This is a genomic window from Acidovorax sp. A1169 (assembly GCF_030704685.1).
Classification (GTDB): Bacteria; Pseudomonadota; Gammaproteobacteria; order Burkholderiales; family Burkholderiaceae_C; genus Acidovorax.
In genome coordinates, this window is sequence record NZ_JAUZDX010000010.1 from 130398 (window position 1) to 147440 (window position 17043).

Annotated in this window: 16 protein-coding genes; 12 read left to right on the plus strand and 4 right to left on the minus strand. The window is 66.0% G+C overall.

What is annotated here, in order from left to right; genetic code table 11:
* Positions 1-2 precede the first annotated feature (2 nt).
* From QYL93_RS17555 to QYL93_RS17580, 6 genes are all read left to right on the plus strand, one after another.
* Entirely contained in the window at positions 3-1340 is a 1338-nt protein-coding gene (locus QYL93_RS17555; RefSeq protein ID WP_305744838.1) for a hypothetical protein, read from the plus strand.
* Positions 1337-1783 carry a hypothetical protein gene (locus tag QYL93_RS17560; protein ID WP_305744839.1) on the plus strand — a complete coding sequence of 149 codons (447 nt, stop codon included), beginning with the start codon at positions 1337-1339 and terminating at the stop codon, positions 1781-1783. Before QYL93_RS17555 ends, QYL93_RS17560 begins: the two co-directional genes overlap by 4 nt.
* A 66-nt stretch (positions 1784-1849) precedes the next feature.
* Positions 1850-2734, plus strand: coding sequence for a hypothetical protein (locus tag QYL93_RS17565; RefSeq protein WP_305744840.1), 885 nt, complete (start codon positions 1850-1852; stop codon positions 2732-2734).
* Positions 2735-2743: 9 nt separating this feature from the next.
* Positions 2744-3295: a hypothetical protein gene (locus tag QYL93_RS17570; protein ID WP_305744841.1), complete on the plus strand. Its 552-nt coding sequence runs from the start codon at positions 2744-2746 to the stop codon at positions 3293-3295.
* Positions 3292-4338, plus strand: coding sequence for a hypothetical protein (locus QYL93_RS17575; RefSeq protein WP_305744842.1), 1047 nt, complete (start codon positions 3292-3294; stop codon positions 4336-4338). The genes QYL93_RS17570 and QYL93_RS17575 overlap by 4 nt, the downstream gene beginning before the upstream one ends.
* The gene (locus QYL93_RS17580; protein ID WP_305744843.1) at positions 4335-11492 is read left to right on the plus strand and encodes an LPD38 domain-containing protein; all 7158 of its coding nucleotides are present in this window, start codon (positions 4335-4337) and stop codon (positions 11490-11492) included. Before QYL93_RS17575 ends, QYL93_RS17580 begins: the two co-directional genes overlap by 4 nt.
* Here QYL93_RS17580 and QYL93_RS17585 read toward each other — a convergent pair whose 3' ends face one another.
* Genes QYL93_RS17585 through QYL93_RS17600 form a run of 4 tightly spaced genes read right to left on the minus strand, consistent with a single transcriptional unit; the run spans position 11493 to position 12815 of the window.
* Complete coding sequence (locus QYL93_RS17585) at positions 11493-11768, minus strand: hypothetical protein (RefSeq protein WP_305744844.1); 276 nt, start codon at positions 11766-11768, stop codon at positions 11493-11495.
* Between the two features lie 3 nt (positions 11769-11771).
* Positions 11772-12167 (minus strand): hypothetical protein, encoded by a 396-nt coding sequence (locus QYL93_RS17590; protein WP_305744845.1) that lies wholly within the window; start codon positions 12165-12167, stop codon positions 11772-11774.
* Positions 12160-12408 carry a hypothetical protein gene (locus tag QYL93_RS17595; RefSeq protein ID WP_305744846.1) on the minus strand — a complete coding sequence of 83 codons (249 nt, stop codon included), beginning with the start codon at positions 12406-12408 and terminating at the stop codon, positions 12160-12162. Before QYL93_RS17595 ends, QYL93_RS17590 begins: the two co-directional genes overlap by 8 nt.
* Positions 12405-12815, minus strand: coding sequence for an Arc family DNA-binding protein (locus tag QYL93_RS17600; protein ID WP_305744847.1), 411 nt, complete (start codon positions 12813-12815; stop codon positions 12405-12407). The genes QYL93_RS17595 and QYL93_RS17600 overlap by 4 nt, the downstream gene beginning before the upstream one ends.
* Before the next feature lie 125 nt (positions 12816-12940).
* Here QYL93_RS17600 and QYL93_RS17605 point away from each other — a divergent pair, with 125 nt between their 5' ends.
* From QYL93_RS17605 to QYL93_RS17630, 6 genes are all read left to right on the plus strand, one after another.
* Positions 12941-13132 (plus strand): Arc family DNA-binding protein, encoded by a 192-nt coding sequence (locus QYL93_RS17605; protein WP_305744848.1) that lies wholly within the window; start codon positions 12941-12943, stop codon positions 13130-13132.
* Positions 13129-13806 carry an ORF6N domain-containing protein gene (locus QYL93_RS17610; RefSeq protein WP_305744849.1) on the plus strand — a complete coding sequence of 226 codons (678 nt, stop codon included), beginning with the start codon at positions 13129-13131 and terminating at the stop codon, positions 13804-13806. Before QYL93_RS17605 ends, QYL93_RS17610 begins: the two co-directional genes overlap by 4 nt.
* 234 nt (positions 13807-14040) lie before the next feature.
* Entirely contained in the window at positions 14041-14367 is a 327-nt protein-coding gene (locus QYL93_RS17615) for a hypothetical protein (RefSeq protein WP_305744850.1), read from the plus strand.
* 174 nt (positions 14368-14541) lie between these two features.
* A complete protein-coding gene (locus QYL93_RS17620; RefSeq protein WP_305744851.1) occupies positions 14542-15603 on the plus strand; it encodes a hypothetical protein in 1062 nt (353 codons plus the stop codon).
* Between the two features lie 28 nt (positions 15604-15631).
* Entirely contained in the window at positions 15632-16624 is a 993-nt protein-coding gene (locus QYL93_RS17625) for a N4-gp56 family major capsid protein (RefSeq protein ID WP_305744852.1), read from the plus strand.
* 68 nt (positions 16625-16692) lie between these two features.
* Complete coding sequence (locus QYL93_RS17630; RefSeq protein ID WP_305744853.1) at positions 16693-17040, plus strand: hypothetical protein; 348 nt, start codon at positions 16693-16695, stop codon at positions 17038-17040.
* The last annotated feature ends 3 nt before the right edge of the window (positions 17041-17043 follow it).

Genomic DNA, 17043 nt, shown 5'->3' on the forward strand with positions numbered 1-17043 from the left:
CCATGGCAGAGTACACGCAGGATCACGTCAACGCGGCCTATGCGACCGAGCGGGCCAACGGCGCGTCGGACGAGGACCTGGCACGTATCGGCAAGTCGCTGGGCGTCACCGACGCGCAGTTCAACCTGGCCAGCCAGGCCTGGGGCACCACGCCCACCACTGCGGCGGCACCGGTGGCAAGCGCCCCCGCCGCAGCGCCGGCCCGCTTCGAGGAAGGCGACTACCAAAACTTCCGCACCTGGGCCACCGGCAAGAGCTTCGACGAGATCGGCGCTGCGGCCAAGCAGTACGGCGTGACGGCCGAGGAACTTGGCAAAGCCTTCGGGAGCCACGGCGGTTCTGCCCAGCAGGTCATGGATGCGTCCAAGTACGGAACCGATGGCTGGGACGGCTGGAAGGATGAGGCATCGAAATGGTCGTTCTCTGGCTCCGGGTGGGACTATGACGATAAAGCCCCGCCGAAGACTGGCATCAACCTGTCCCAGCTGCAGGGCATGACGAAGTGGGAGGTGTCGCCCAACGAGACGGTGCGCAGCCAGCTGCAGCAGATCATTGCCGACGACAGCCCGCTGATGCAGCAGGCCCGCGCGCGCGCCATGCAGCAGTCGAACACCAGGGGCCTGCTCAACAGCAGCATGGCGGCCACGGCCGGCGAGTCGGCGCTGTACGACGCCGCGATGCCCATTGCCACCCAGGACGCCAGCACCTATGCGCGGGCCGGCGAGTTCAACGCGGGCCAGGCGAACACGTTCTCGCGCGACAACAACGCCTTTGTGCGCGACGCCTACATGGCCGACTTCAACGTGCAGGCGAACGAGTGGGCCGCGCAGCAGCAGTGGGACCGCGACTACAAGACGCTGGACCGCCAGCAGCAGCTGCAACTGGAGCGGGACGCCATCCAGAACGGCTACCAGACCGCGCGGGACAAGTTCGCGGCCGAAAGCCAGATGTCCATTGCGCAGCTGAACGCGGCATCGCAGGCGGCCAACTTCCAGCCCGACACGAGCATGGCACGCCTGCAGCTGCAACTGGCTTCTGACGACAAGAAGACCGACCGGCAGCTGGCGCTGGACGGGCGCAACACGATGACCAACTTGCGCAACGATGGAACGGACAAGGTCTTCCGCATCCAGACCAGCGACATGTCTCCGGAGCAGAAGCGGGAGGCCATCGACAGCGTGGTCGACATGACCAACAAGAGCCTCGGGAACCAGGCCACGTACCTGGGCATCACGCCGGATACCTGGCTGCTCACGAAAACGGCTGCAGCGACCGGCGGGCCATCGCCAGGGCCTGCGGGCCCAGCATCTAGCGACACGACCGGGGCAGGTGCCGCATGACCATCATCCGCCGCGCCACCCGCGAGGACCTGCCCGGCCTGGTGGCACTGGCCCTGCGTGAGCACGCCGCCAGCCAAATGGCTGACCAGCCTATCGAGCTGGCCCAGGTGCAGGCATCGTTCTTGGGGGTGATCCAGGGTATGTCCGGCGCGGTGTTCGTCAGCGAAGAAGGCGGCGCGCTGCGCGGCCTGATCGCGGGCATCGTGCAGCCCGGTCTTTTCAACCGCCGGCAGACCGCCTACGAACTGCTCTGGTACGCCGAGGACGGCTCGGGCCTGCGCCTGCTGGCAGCGCTGCAGGACTGGGCCGCGCGCATGCGGGCTGTGCAGTTCGTGGTGCACGACTACGCCGGCATCGCCGATCCGGCACGTTTCAACAAGGTCATGGCCCGCCGGGGCTTTGGCGTCATGGGCACGGCCTACGTGTCCGCACTGGAGAACTGATCCATGGCCGTCGTTATCCCCATCATCATGGCCTACACGGGCGCCACAGCCACCATTGCCACCGCCGTGGGCCTCACTGCCGCAGTCGGATCAGCGGCTGCCGCTACCGTGGTGTCAGCGGTTGCGTCCGTTGCCTTTCAGGTGACCGGCATCAATGACAAGGTCAACAAGGCGGCTTCCAAGGTCTTCGGCGAGGACATGGTCAAGGTGATCAACATTGCCGGGGCGGTGTATGGCGCTGTGAACGGCGGATTTGATTTTGGCAGCGGGGCAGAGGGGGCTGCGGGCCTGACCGAGGCAGGCGGCGCGCTGAGTACCAAGGCCATGCTGGACGGGACCAACGCCTTCGGCGCGAACTCGGCGGCGGGTGCCTTCGACCTGGCGGATGGCGTTGGGGCACTGACCACGGGCGACTTCTCGGGCACCACGGACAGCTTGGGGAATAGCACCTACAGCCCGGGCGACAGTTTCAACTTGACCGAGATGGCGAAAACAACGCCGGATGGTGTCGGCATTGCCGCGTCGACCCCCGACGCATCCCAAGGCATGGACCTGATGAAGGGCACCCAGACCACGGGGACCGACACAAAGGCCTTGGTAGACGCCGCCAAGACTGGCCAGAGCACGGGGGCGGCGCGCGATATCACCGCAGCCCCTGCTGACCAGAGCATGGCGACAAAACCGGCTGCAGCCGCATCTGATGCTGGCTCGGCCAAAGCCTCTGGCAACGTAGAAACAAAGCCGCTGACCACCACCAAGCCACCCACAACGGCCGCCACCAAGCCGGGCAGCTTCTTCGACAAGCTGCTCAACAGCGAAAAGGGCATGGGCGCTGTGGTTCAGGGTGTCGGCGGCGCCCTTTCGTCGGCTGCGCAGGGCAAGTCTCAGAAGGAAGCGCTGGACTTCGCCAAGCGTAAGTACCACAGCGTTTCTGGCGTTCGCGTCTCCTAAGGAATTCCCATGAACCTCAACGAAATGGCCCAGCAGGGCGCACCCGAAGACCCGCAGGCTGGAGCAGCTCCTGCCGGTGGCAAGACGCAGCCAACCGCCCAGCAGCAGACCCAGTTCGACATGCTGCTCGGCCGCGCTCGCCAGATCATGGGCGAGCAGGCGCAGGAGTGGCGCCAGGCCATGGAGGTCAATCCTGCCGAAGCCGCAGTGCGGATGGGCACCCAGACCCTGCGCTTCCTGACCATGGAGTCCGAGAAGGCCGGCCAGCCTGTGGACCCTGCCGTGCTGCTGCATGCCGGCGTGCAGTTGGTGAAGGACATCGCGGGCGTTGCCAACGACGCAGGCCTGGTGCCCGACGATCAGCTGGAGCCCTTCCTGCAACAGGTGATGCAGGAGTCCATCGCGGAGTACATGCGCATGGATGCGGACGAGGGGCTGATGCCATCGCCCGATCAACTGCAGCAGCAGGGCCCGCAGGCCGGCCAGCAGCCGCCACCAGCGCCAGGCCCTCAAGGCGGGATCAACTTGGCGCAGATGGCGCAGCAAGGGGGTATGCAATGAGCTTCTTCGCGAACCTGTTGGGCGGCACCATGCAGGGCATCGGTGCTGGCATGTCGGCCATGGGCGCCGACGAGGAGCGGCTGGCGCAGCAGCGGGCACTTTTGCAGGATCGCCAGCAGGGTGCGCTGGACCTGCAGCGGGAGCGTGCGGCCGATCGCCTGTACCAGCAGGAGCAGATGCTGCAGATGAAGTCCGAGCTTGGCGGCGGGGCGGGTGGCGGCGGTGGGGGCAAGGGCATCAACCTGGCGGCCCTGGCCATGCAGGCCAAGACACCTGAGGACCAGGACAAGGTGATCCGCCTGGCCAAGACGTTCGGCGGGCGCGACACCGGCCGGTTGCTGGCCGACGAGATGTTTAACCGGCCCGAGATGACGGGCACCGCAGCCACGGCCGGCGACTTCGCGCGCTACGACAGGGCCGGCGACATGGAGGCTGCACCACCCAAGGGAGCGATGGAGCGCGCGGCCTACGACCGGGACCAGGGCCAGCTGGGGTTGCAGCGGCTGTACACCGCCTTCCTTGACCCCGGCAAGCTGGATGACCATGCGAAGGGCGAGCGGCAGTTTGGCCTGAACGATATGGGCACGGCCAACGCAGCCCAGGTCATGCAGCGCGGCGGCTCTCTGCCCGAGGCTGCGGGCGCGTTCCAAAAGTACAGCGGTACGAAGGACGAGAGCGGGAAGGAAGACCTGGCACAGCAGCGGATCGACGCTACCAATCGCCGAACCGATGCGACGACAACAAATGCCGGCGCCAACCGCCAGGCACAGGACGCGCGGGCGCTAGATCGTCAGATCGCTGGCGCTTACAAACAGCTGGGCGAGGCGCGCCCGAAGGACAAGCCAGCCCTGCAGACGCGGATCCAGGAAATGGAAGCGCGACGCGATGCCATGGATGGCGCCGCCCTGGCGCCTGCACTGAACGACTACCAGCCGGGGGCCACCACCAAGGCGCCCAACCCCACCGCTGTAGTGCGTGCACCTGCGGCTTCGCCCAAATCGCTTGCTGATGCCTGGCGCGCCAAGATTGGAGCCGCCCGATGAACCTGTACCAGATGGCCACCCGTGGGGTGGACCTGGGCGCGCTGCCCGATGAAGAAGCGCCCCGCGCTCTATTCGACTTTGGCCCGGCCGCCAGCCCCGTCGCGCGCGGCGCCGTGCCGGCCGGTATGGACGATCTCTTTGATGCGGCCGCAGCTGAGTACGGCGTGGACTCGACCATCCTCAAGGGCATCGCCTATGCTGAAAGCCGTTTTCGCCCCGACATCATCAGCGGCAAGGTGACCAGCCCGGCGGGCGCGCTGGGCTTGATGCAGTTCATGCCTGCGACGGCCAAAGAGTTGGGCATCAACCCGCTGGACCCGGCAGAAGCCGTGTTCGGTGCTGCAGCGTACCTGCGCCAGAGCTTGGACAAGTTCGGCGGCGACACCGAGCGCGCTATCGCCAGCTACAACTGGGGCCGTAACCGCGATGCCTTCGCGCGAGACGACTGGTACAAAAGCCTGCCGGCCGAGACTCGCAACTACGTGGGCACGGTGCTGGAGTTTGCTGACGGCGTGGCGCCGAAGCCGGCAGCTGCCGGCAAGCAGGTGCCGCTGCCGGACGGCGTACAGCCGAGCCAGGCGGGCGGCGGCCGGGGCGTGGTCAACCCGGCAGCGGGCCCCGTGCTTCCCGCGCGCCGCGAGGTGCCCGGCATGTCAGTGGGCTCTGTGGCGCAGGACGTCGTATCCGGAGCCCTGCAGATCGGCCCCACCGCCGTGAAGGGCGTTGCCGACCTGGCGCGCCTGGCCACCGGGGATTACCTGGGCAAGGACTTGTCCGACTCGATGGAGGGCGGTATCAAGGCCATCCAGGGCGTGGTGGGCAGTGATCGTGCGGCCGCGCAGCGGGAGAACTTCCAGCGCGACATGGCCGACCCGAACGTCAGCATCGGCCAGACGCTGGCCAACAACAAGGGTGCCCTGGCTGACCAGGTGCTGCCCACGCTGGGGAGCATGCTGCTGCCGGTGGGCGCGGCTGGGCTGGCCGGGAAGGCGGCCACGGCGGGCAAGGCAGCTGCAGCGCTGGACACGGCCGCGCTCGCCTCGCGCGTGGCGACCGCCCAGAAGGCTGCTGGCATCGGCGCCACAGCAGCGCAGAACGCTGCCGACGTTTTCGCCGGGCTGGTGGACAAAGGCGTGCCTATGGAGGATGCCTACAAGGCGGCGGGCATCACCGTGCCGTTCTCGGTGATCGCCGGCAAGCTGACTGGTGGGGGCGCGGAGGTGGCGCTGGCGCGGCAGGCGGCTGGCCAGGCGGTGAAGGGCGGCGCTGTTGGCGTTGTCAAGGGCGCGGGGCGCGAGGGGCTGCAGGAGGTGGGCGAAGAGCTTGGCCAGGTGACGGGCGAGGCTGTCGGTACCGGCGAGGCGCCGAACGCCACGAACGCCGGCAAGCGCCTGGCCGTGGCCGGCACGCTGGGCGCGGTGGTGGGCGGTGGCGTGGACGTGGCCGGGCACATCGGGGCGAAGGCTGCAGCTGAGCCAGCACCAGCCCCAGTGCCGCGCGTCGAGGATCAGTCCACCACGCCGCAGGCGCCGCCGCGCAACGCGCCAGCAGGTGAGGGAGAGATCAGCATCGCCGATGCCGTGGGCCAGGCCCGGGCGGAGCTGGGCGGCACCGTGCCCGCAGCAGCACCGGCACCTGCTGCGCCCACTGCCGTCAGCACCCAGCCCGCAGCGTCGGCAGTGGACACGCAGCCCGAGTCAGGCCCGCTGTCCCCCCAGCAAAAGCAGGAGATCGCCCGCGCCCGCACGCAGGCCCTGCTGGACGCCGAGCCAGGCGCCACGCCCCAGGTGCAGTCGGCCCCGGCCACCACGCAGGCCGACGTGCAGCGCCTGGCCACCGAGGCGCGAGCCGCGCGCGATGCCGACGAGACCCGCCAGATCGAGGCCATGGTGGCTGCCGATGAGCAAGCCGCCCAGGGCCGGGCCGCTGCCACCGCGCAGGCCAGCGCCGCCGAGACGCAGCAGGGCCAGGCCGACACCCTGGCCGTGAAAGCCCGCCAGCGGGTGCTGGATGACCTGACCACCAGCTACGGCGAGGCCAACGGCTACGAGGCTGGCCGCACGCTGCCAGCGATTGAGCAGCAGCTGCAGACGCTGGGCGAGCCGCCGTTGACGCAGTCCGAGCGTGAGCGCACCGCCGAGTCTCTGGGGCGTGCACAGGCGTTCGCGGCCGCCAACCCCGGCAGCGAGGCGACGACCGTGGCCACGGTGCCCGATCGCGGCTCCGACAACAGCAGCCTCGAGGCGCAGATCAAGGAACGGGCCGAGCCGCAGCCCGCCCCGCAGGTGGAGATGGTCGACCTCCCGAGCGGCCAGGTCGAGCTGCGCGGTGATGCAAAGGCCGTGCGCGCGCACCTGGTGGCATCCGGCGTGCCGGCAGCGGCCGTCCGGGGTTCGCCCAAGGGGGTGATCGTCAGCAAGACCGTCGCTGCGCAGGCGCGCCAAGCGTTCAAGCTGCCGGCCGCCCCGGCACCAGCCCCAGCAGTCACCGCACCGGAGGCAGCAAATGCCCGCCAAGCACCCGCAGCGCAAACGGCCAGCACCACCGACACCGCCCAGGCGCCCAACGTCGCGCGAGCTGATGCGCCAGTACCGGCCGCCGTTGTTCCCGCAGCCGGAGGAGCCGCCGCCAGCGTTCAAGCCGATGTGGTGAAAGGTGACCCCGCCGGTATCTCTGAGGCCGCGCCGGGCGTGCGCCAAGCGTTGGGCGATCAGCCTGCAGCGGGGTCGAGCGAAATTGTGCAGCAAGGAAGCGCGGCCGACGAAGCCATGGCAGTCCAGTACAGCCGTGGCTCATCACCCGCCCGTACGGACGCAGAAAAGGCACGCATCCTGCAAGGCGCTCCGGTCGCCGAATTGAAGGGCGAAGATGTGCCAGCTACCGGGATGGCAGGAATACGCGCCTGGGCCGCCGGGCTGTTCGCGCGGTTCGGAGGTGTGGCCCGAAACCCTGAAATCGGTGCTGTGGACTTGGGAGAGCGCTCGGTGCGGTCTTCACTCAGCCACGGGAAGTTCAGCTTCTACAAGAACTTGGCCTTCGCCGCTGTGAAAAACGTCATCGAGCAGGGGGCAGTTGTGGTGGCTGCTGACCACCGCCGCGATGCTCGCAGCTACTACATCAGCGCCCCGGTGAAGATGGACGGGCTGGACAACATTGTCACGGTGCTGGTGCGCACTGACCCGAACGGACAGCGCATGTACCTGCACAGCGTGTCCGTAAAAGAAAATCTCCTGAACCGTCGAGTATCCGGGACTGACACCGCAAGCGGTGTGGAGCGATCCGGCTCATCCAATTCAGGAGAAGATTCCATCTTAGCCCAAACGCCAGAAAATGGGAAATCCGAGCAGGAATTCCTCAAGGCGAAAGGGGAGGAGGTGGGCGCGGAGCTGAACAGGCTGCTGCGCTTCGATGTGAACGGCCAAATGCAAAATCCCCCGGGGACCGGATCAGCCAGGCTCCAATTGCCTGGGGAACGCCGATCCTCGGGGGATTCGCAAGGGGAGAATGTAGCCGCTGATGAAGATGGCGTCAAAGGGCCGGAGGCAGAGTTCTCGAAAGAGATGTCCCCCGATCTGGCCGCCGCAATCCTGAGGGCCACGGGCACAGCCTCGGTCGAGTCGGTGCAGGCGGCCGTGGAGCAGCTGGTGGGCGCCAACGGCCGCCTGCCAGGTGGGCTGGGCAGCGTGGTGGTGGCCACCTCGGGCCAGATCAAGGCCGACTGGGAGCCGCTGATCGGCCCCGTGGCCATGGGCGCCGAGCAGGGCGGCAGGGCTGCGGGGTTCTACGACCCGCTCAGCCGCACGGTGTTCCTGATCGCCGACCACATCAAGGCCGGCCAGGAAGTGGCCGTGGCCGCCCATGAGCTGATGCACAAGCATGGCCAGGCGGTGCTGGGCAAGAAGGGTTGGGACCTGCTGCACGACACCATCGGCGGCTGGGCCACTGCGGCAGAGGGCAGCATGGAACGCCAGGTGTACGACGATGCTGCCGCGCGGGTGGCATCGTCGCGGCCCGCTGGCGCCGACGCCGGCAAGTACTCCACACAGGAGCTGTTCCCCTACGCGGTCCAGGTGGCGCTGGAGATGGGGGTGGAGCCCACGGGTGCGCGCCCCATCACCACGGTACAGGGCTGGCTGGCGCGCGTGCGCAATTCCATCCAGCAGGTTTTCGGCAAGCTGACGGGCAACCCCGAGGACTTCAAGTCGCAGGACCTGGTGAACCTGGCGTTCGGGATCGCGCAGCGCGAGAACCCTGACCATGCGGGCGAGCTGGATGGGGCAGTGAACCTGGACGAGGATACCGAGGGCGGCCTCCAGTACAGCCGTGCCGCCGCACCGCCGCCAGCGCCATCCGCACCCGTGGCCCAGCCAGCAGCAGCCCCCGAGCGCACGCCGCTGCCGGCCGAGACCCGCGCCCGCGCTGCGCAGCGCGTCATGCAGGACAAGCTGAACCGCTTCACCGTGCTGGGCAACTGGGCGAAGGAAAACGATATCGAGCTGTCGAGCGAGGCCGACGTGTGGGGCTACGAGGCCCGCATGCACGGCACCGTGGCCACGCGGGTGGAGGACTTCCGCGAGGGCACGGTCAAGCCCGTTATCGACCGGATCCAGAAGGCGGGCTTCACGACCGAGCAGGTGGCCGAGTACCTGCACGCGGCGCACGCCGAGGAGCGCAACGCCCAGATCGCCAGCATCGACCCCAAGACCCTGGACGGTTCCGGCATGACGAACGCTGAGGCGCAGGCTATTCTGGCCAAGGCGCCCCCAGGCCTCGCCGCCCTGGCCACCGAGGTGCAATCCATCACCGAGAGCACCAGGCAGATCCTGCTGGACGCCGGCATCATCTCGCAGGAGATGTCGGACGCCTGGAGCGAGGCCTACAAGAACTACGTGCCGCTCAAGGGCGGCGACGAGGCGAAGCAGGGCGGGGTGGGCAAGGGTCTGTCGGTGGACGGCCGCCAGAAGCGGGCCTTGGGCCACGGTGCACGCGATGAGAAGGTGATCGAGAACATCCTGCGCGACCACGAGCGCGCGATCATGCTGGCCGAGAAGAACAAGGTGGGCCAGGCCATGCTGGTGCTGGTCGACGAGCTCAACAACCCCGACATCGCCACCATCAACCAGCCCGAGCGCCGCCGGGTGCTCAAGCAGGGGACGATGTACGAGGTGCGCACGCCCGATGGCATCGTGGTGGACAGCTTCACGACGTCGAACCAGGCGCTGCAGTTTGTGGGCGCGAACCCCGGGATGAAGCTGCAGGTGAAGCCTGTGAAGGCGGACCCGATGGTGGTGAGCATGGCCACCCCCATGCTGCAGCCCAATGAGGCCCAGGTCTACGTGAAGGGCCACGCCGTGCGCGTGCAGCTCAACGACGAGGGCCTGGCCAGGGCCTACAAGCACATGGGCGTGGAAAGCCTCACCACGCTGATGAAGGTCAACCGCGAGATCAATGCCGCGCTGTCCAAGGCCTACACGGCGTACAACCCCGAGTTCCTGCTGAAGAACATCGCGCGGGACTTCACGGCAGGCCTGGCCATCACCACGGCCAAGTACGGGGCCGGCGTGTCGGCTCGGGCGGTGAAGAACTACCCGATGGCCATGGCCAAGCTGATCCGATACGGCTTCACGGGTAAGGCAACGGGGACGGTGGCGCAATACCGCCTGTCGGGCGGCAGCACTGGCGCGGCATACCTGGGCGACCTGGCGCGCATCGGCGAGGACGTGCAGGCCACCTTCGATGATGCGCGCGGCGCCTTCGCCACGGCCCGGGGTGACGGCACGGTGCGCGGCGTGCGCACGGCCATGCGCAAGTCGATCAAGAGCGGACTGAAGCTGATCGAGATCCTGAACGGCGCCGGCGAGTCGGCCATGCGGCTGTCGGTCTTCGAGGCCATGCAGGAGAGCGGCAACGACCTGCGGGCCAGCGCCAGCGCCGCGAAAGAGCTGCTGAACTTCAACCGCAACGGGGAAGCCACCCGCACCGTGGGCGGCTGGTATCTCTTCCTGAACGCCAGCATCCAGGGCACGGCCGCGCTGGCCGATGCCATGGTGCACGGCAAGCACCGCGAGCAGGGTTGGGCCATGGTGGCCGGCATGGCCGGGTTGTTCTATGCGCTGGCCCAGGCGCAGTTTGGCGGCGACGACGAAGACAAGAAGGCATGGGACCGGATCTCGCCCGACGTGAAGGCCAAGAACCTGATCATCCGGACGGGGGCGGACAGCTACATCACGCTGCCCATGCCCTACGGCTTGGGCGCTTTCTTCGGCGTCGGCAACGCCGCGCACGACTTGCAGCAGGGCAAGGACGTGGACAAGGTGGCGCTGGACCTGGCGCTGCTGTTTGCAGACCAGTTCCTCCCGGTGAAGCCGTACTCGGAAGGGGGCGACACGCGCGGGCTGGTGGAGCTGGTGCCTGGCGTCGCCGGCGGCGAGCTGATGCGCGCCGCGCTGCGCGCCGGCGTGAACCGCTCGGGCCTGGGCGGCGATATCGTGCCGGACAGCAAGTTCGACGAGAGCCGGCCGGACCACCTGCGGGCCTACCGCAACACGAAGACCTCGGTCTACCAGACCATCGCCGACCAGCTCAACGCGGCATCAGGGGGCACGCAGACGCAGGCCGGCCTGGTGGACGTGAGCCCGGAGACGTTGAAGTACTGGACGCGCACGCTGACGGGTGGGGCAGGGGTGTTTCTTACCGACACCTTCGACGCGGTGATGCGGCGCGCCGAGTACCAGTCCAGCCCCGACGATCCTGATCGCGAGGCGCTGCTATCCGAGGCCCGAGAGATTCCGATCCTGCGCGGCTTCGTGCGCGACGAGGGTATTTCCGATGACCGCCGCAACTACTGGGGCGCGGCCAAGGATGTGCGCCGGGCTGACCAGGACCGAGACCGCGCCAAGAAGATGGGTGACGAGGTGGGTTGGGAGCGAGTGGAGGAGCAGCGCGGCGAGCTGCTTGGCCTGGTCAAGATGATGGAGCGCAGCAGCAAGCACATCAAGGAAATCCGCGACGAGGTCGAAGAGATCATGCTGGACGAAGGAACGTCCATGGCCTACAAGCGGGCCCAGGTAAAGAAGCTGGAGGCGGAGGAGTCCGGAATCTACCGGGAGTTCATCGAGGCGGTGGCCGAGGACCGGGCGGCCGCTGGCAAGTAGTCAGCGCCGCAGGAACCAAGCGATCGCCTCGAACACGATGAACAGCAGAGGCCACCCCTGCGCGAGCGGCAGGGCGATGGTTTTGGCCCGTGCGGGCAAAAATGACGCGATAGCGATGCCGGCCACCCAAATGCCGGCCACGATCCAGGGGAAACCGCCCGAAGGCAGCCCGCTGCCCCCGTCATCCCCGCCGGCCATCCAGCTGCCACGGTCGGGCATCTGGGCCCAGGCTGCAGCGCTGGCCAGGGCGGAGAAGAGGAGGGCGAGGGTGCGCATGGATCAGGGCTTGGAAGCAGGGGCGGCCGGAACTGCCTGAGAACCCGGCATGTTGATGGTCACGGGCGAAACAGCAGCCGGGGCAGTCACGGGAGTAGTCGGTTTTCCGATGCTCCAGATCGTGCCCATCACACCCAGGATCCCGACGACTGCGAGCCCTGCGAATCCAACCAAAGCGGTGTGAGTCCACCGGTGGTTGTCCGCAATTGCCTTGTGCATGTCGGTTTGGCCCTTCGCAATGTCCGCGCGCAGCTCTGCAAAGTTGGCCTTGGTGGGCAACTCGGCGATAGCGTCTTCAAGCCTTTTTACGCGGGCGTCCATTTCTCCATTATCTGGGGGTTCTCCGCCAGGCGACAAGGTGTCGCTGATGCCTCGCAGTTGTCGGACGTTGTCATTCATCCCTGGCCTCACCTTGTCTGATGGTGTTCTGAAGCAGCATCTCCAGGATTTTCGGGGGCGTTTTCGCGTTCGGGTACAGCTCTGTCAACTGGCCGCGCAGTTGTTCAAATCGAGCATTTAGTCTCTCTGAGTTCACCGCGCCCGACTGGCAGAGCTCGTCCACCAACTCGCCCATTACGGCAGAGAGCGCGACAACTGCGGCGCTGACTTCGCCGATGTCCTTATTGCCCTTCTCGCTCATGGCTGGCTCGCTTTCGTCTTAAGCTTCGGCACCTTGACCGTGCCCTTGTGAACCAGCGTGACATCGCCGCTTTCGAAGGCATCAGCGAGCTTCTTCACCTGCTCTGCCGTCATTGCCTGCTGCTGCTGCAGGTTGTGGATCAGGTCTGCTATCACCGCCCAATCTTTCGCGGGATTGCGCGCCGCCAGTTTGTCCTCGGCCCGGTGCAGGTCCAGCATGATCGCCGCCGCATCGTTTACATCCACCGAGCGGAAGCTGCCTTCTAGCCGGGCCACGATTTCAGCGTTCAACGTGCGGTTGTTGTACTTCGCCGCCGCCTTCAGCCGGTCGCGCATGCCGTCGGGAAAGCGGACGATGTATTTGTCCGCATGACGCGACTCTGTGTCTTGAGGCTGCTTGTTATCCATTCCCCAATGGTAATGGCCTAAAGCCCTACTGCAAATATGGCCTAAGGCCATGTGTTTGACTTTGATATGGCCCTAGGCCACATTAAAGACATGGCCTTAGGCCATAAACTAAATGAAAGGACTTTATGACTACAGAGACCAAGGTTCAGCAGCGCGATGAGTCGGACAAATTCCTCCTGCGGTTGCACGCCGATGGCTTGCGCAAGCAACTCAAGATTCGTGCAGCCGAGAACGAACGCACCCTCAACGCAGAAATTCTGTACCTCATCAAGCTCGGCCTGCGTGCGGAGGAGCAGCAACAGGGACCGCATGCATGACCGAAGTCGTCACTATTGGCGCGGTGGCAACGCCCGTCATTAACTTCAAAGACCAGCGGGTCTGCACCTCGAAACAATTGGCGCAGTTGTACGGATGCTCAGAAAAGAACATCGGAGATAACTTCGAGAACAACCGCGAGCGCTTTGAAGAAGGCAAGCACTTTGTCAAGCTTCAGGGTGGTGACCTTCGGGATTTCAAGAACCAACCCGATATCGTCGGGTTGGTTGCCAAGAAGTCGGCTCACCTGATTCTCTGGACCGAACGGGGCGCTATGCGTCACGCCAAGATGCTAGAGACGGACGTGGCTTGGGAAGTTTTCGAGCAGATGGAGGACAGCTACTTCTCAAAAACCAGAGCCCGTCAGCCCATCACAGACGGCCAAGAGCGCAGCACGAAGTTCGACCGGCTACCGCTTTACCACTTCACAGTGGACACGGTGATCAAGCATGGCCTGTTGTTCGGCAAGGTCTACGCACTGTTGAACTTATTCGCCGGGTCGCACAGCTTCAAGGAAATGTCCAAAGAGCAGAGCGCCGAGGTGCACGACTTCTGCGACAGGTTTGCTCTGGGGCAGGACACCCGCACCGACTGGCAGCGCATCACGGACAACCAGACCAAGCTGTATGGCACGCCAGCGCAGCTGGACATGGTGCAGAAGCTGCTGCTTTCATGAGCCTACCCATTAGGGGAAACCCTTTGTATCCCGATCCGGGCCGATTAGGTGGTCTTTTGGCCCGCCCGGACTGAAAAAATAGCCGCATGACTGAACTGCGACAGTTTTGGATGTTTTTCGACCCCCCTTCGGCCATCGCAATCGGGGAAACTAGACCCACAAAGGCGAAGACCTCAACCGCGCCAACGGAAGAGGCCTTCAAGGTGAACCAAACTTCTCACGGAAAGATTCGATATGAACGATAGCACAACCCCCGCGCCGGTCGCAATCCCCGACTTTGGCATCCCACCTGGCGCACGCGCCGTGCTGGTCACTGACGCTGGCAGTGGAAACTTCAACCTCAAGCCCGTGCCACACCGCGCCTCTGTGGTGGACATCGAGCGCGATTTGACAGAGCACCTGGACAACATGCCCTACAGCGACGAGTGGCTGATGAACCTGCGGGCCTACGTGGACCGGCGGCTGCAGGCCAGAGCTGAAGCCCGTGGAACTGGAGGCGTGGCCATGGCTCGTGGCGATGGCTGGAATATCTTGCACACGCAGATTCGGAGCGCAGCATGAAGCTGCGGATCGACTGATGTCACCAGGCCCGCCATGCCCGGGCCTTTCTCATTGCCCAAACGGCATTAATGCCAACGGTTCGTGATCCTGCTCCCCTGATCCACATTGCCACCACGGGCGACGTGCCCGGTGTCAACCGCCTCTACCCCGCCAGGGGCACGCCGAAGGATCAACATGAGCGCAGCAGCACCAGCAGCAGGAACGGAAAACCTCGACCCCGAAGACCAGATGGCGGCAGCTCTCGACGAGTTGCGCCAGGAACGTGCGGCCGAGTCCACCACTGCAGCACCAGCGCCGGCACCTGCACCAGCGGATGCGCCCGCGCCCAGCGATGGTGCTGCCGCAGCTGCTGATGGTCAATCCACGGACGCCGGAAACGCGCCATCCCAGGCCACCGGCCAGGCATCAGCAGCACCAGGTGCGGCTCCAGCCACCGACCCCGCCAAGCTCCTGGAGCAGACGCAGCAGCAACTGCAGCATGCGCGCAGTGAGCTGGGCCGCGTCGGCGCGCTCAACCGCAATCTGGCCGAGGCCCGCGCCAAGCTCGAGCGTCTGCAGCAGGAAAACGCCACATTGAAGAAGGCCGCGCCATCACCCGAGCAGCCGCTCGGTGAAGACGCCGCAACCAAGCTGGCGGCTCTGGCAGAAAAGGCAAAGGGCTTCCCCGAACTGGAAGGTCTGGTGGGCGCAGTGCAGCAGGCCCTGCAGGCGGTGGATGCCAAAGCCGCCACGGTGGCCGAGCAGACCGCCGCCCGCATGGTCGAGCCGCTGCACGACCTGCGTGCAGAGCACAACCAGCGCCAGCAGGAACAGCGCGCCGCCGCCTTCGAGGCCGCGATGCAGACGTTCCAGACCACGTACCCCAATGCCGTGGAGGTGGTGCGCAGCCCAGAGTTCAACGCCTGGATCCGCACGCAGCCACAGCCAACGCAGCAGGCCTTCTACCAGGGGCAAGACCCCGGGGAAGCCATGGTGGTAATGGACGCCTACGACGCCGCCTTGCGCCGCGCAGGCAAAGCGCCCATCGCCCAGTACCCGACACAGCAGACCGCCGCACCGGCCCCCGCCCCTGCTGCCGAACGAGCCCGAGCCAACGACGCGCGCCTCAAAGCCGCCGCCGGACTTCCCAGCCGCAACAGCGGCAACCAGGGAGGCCTGCCGCCTGAGGACGACTTCGAAGCCAACGTGGCTTATTTCCGCGACAAGCGACTCGCCAAAGCCCAGCGCGCTGCCTGAAATCCATTCGATTTAGGAGCAATTCCAAATGACCGTTTACGGTGATATCACCCCCCGTACCGCCGCCTATGCGGTGGACAAGATGCTGGAGCGTGCCCAGCCCATGTTGAACATGGCGAAGTTCGCCGTGGTCACGGCCGTGCCTAAGGGCAAAACCAAGGTCGTGAAGTGGCGCCGTTACGGCCGCCTGGCGCCGACCACTACCCCGCTGACCGAAGGCGTGACGCCTGCCGCCGGCAACATCACGAGCACCGACGTGTCGGCCACTCTGGACCAGTACGGCCAGCGCGTGCAGATCACCGACGTGATCCAGGACACGCACGAAGACCCCGTGCTGTCCGAGCTGAGCGAGTCGCTGGGCGAGACGGCAGGCCAGACGCAGGAAATGATCCTGTACAACACCATCAAGGCCGGCTCCCAGGTGATGTACGCCAACGGTGTGGCGCGCAACACGCTCAACACCGCGATGACCGCCAACGTGGCGCGCCGGGCCATCCGCCAGCTCAAGGCCCAGGATGCCCGCCCGCTGACCACGATGGTGGCGGCCAGCGACGGCGTGGGCACCACGCCTATCCCGCAGTGCTACATCTGCTTCATCCACCCCAACGTGGAGCTGGACCTGCAGAACCTGACGCTGTTCCCCAACGGGTACACGCGCATCCAGAACTACGGCTCGTTCAAAGCGATCAGCGACGCCGAGGTGGGCTCGTTCGAAAACATCCGCTTCATGTCGAGCACGCTGTACGCCGCCCTGGCCAACGCCGGCAGCGCAACGCTGAACGGCATGCTGGGCGGTGCTGCGGTGGACGTGTACCAGTCGGTGGTGGTGGGTAAGGAAGCCTATGCCACGGTGCAGCTCTCCGCCTCCGGCTCGGGCCTCACGCCCATCGTGGTGAACCCCAAGCCCAGTGACAGCGACCCGATGGGCCAGCGTGGCCACGTGGCGTTCAAGCTGTGGAGCGCTGCGGCGATCTTGAACGACGCCTGGATGACGCGCATCGAGCACGGCGTCAGCGCCTGATCGGGCGCATCGGCGATCAGCAACCCAGGGGCCGGTGTTCTGCCGGCCCCTTCTTCAAGGAAATCACAATGGCAAGAGCACAACCCAAGGCCGCAGCTGCGGCCGCTGCCGAAGAAGCTGCTGGCAGCAACACCGATATCGATGTGGCCGTGCAGCAGCATGGCTTCTCGGGCCAGACGGTCGAGATCAAGCTCTTCAAGGGCGAGGCGAACGAGCCGACACAGCCCTTCTTCGGCATCAACAACTATCAAATCCAGGTCCAGCGCGAGAAGTGGGTGCGCGTGCCAGTGGAGATGGCCGACCACATCGAAGGCCTGACCTACTCTGTGCGCGAGGCGGACCCCGAGTTCCCCGACGACCCGTTCAAGGCCCGCTGGGTGGACAAGCCACGCTTCCCCCTGCAGCGCAAAGACTGATCC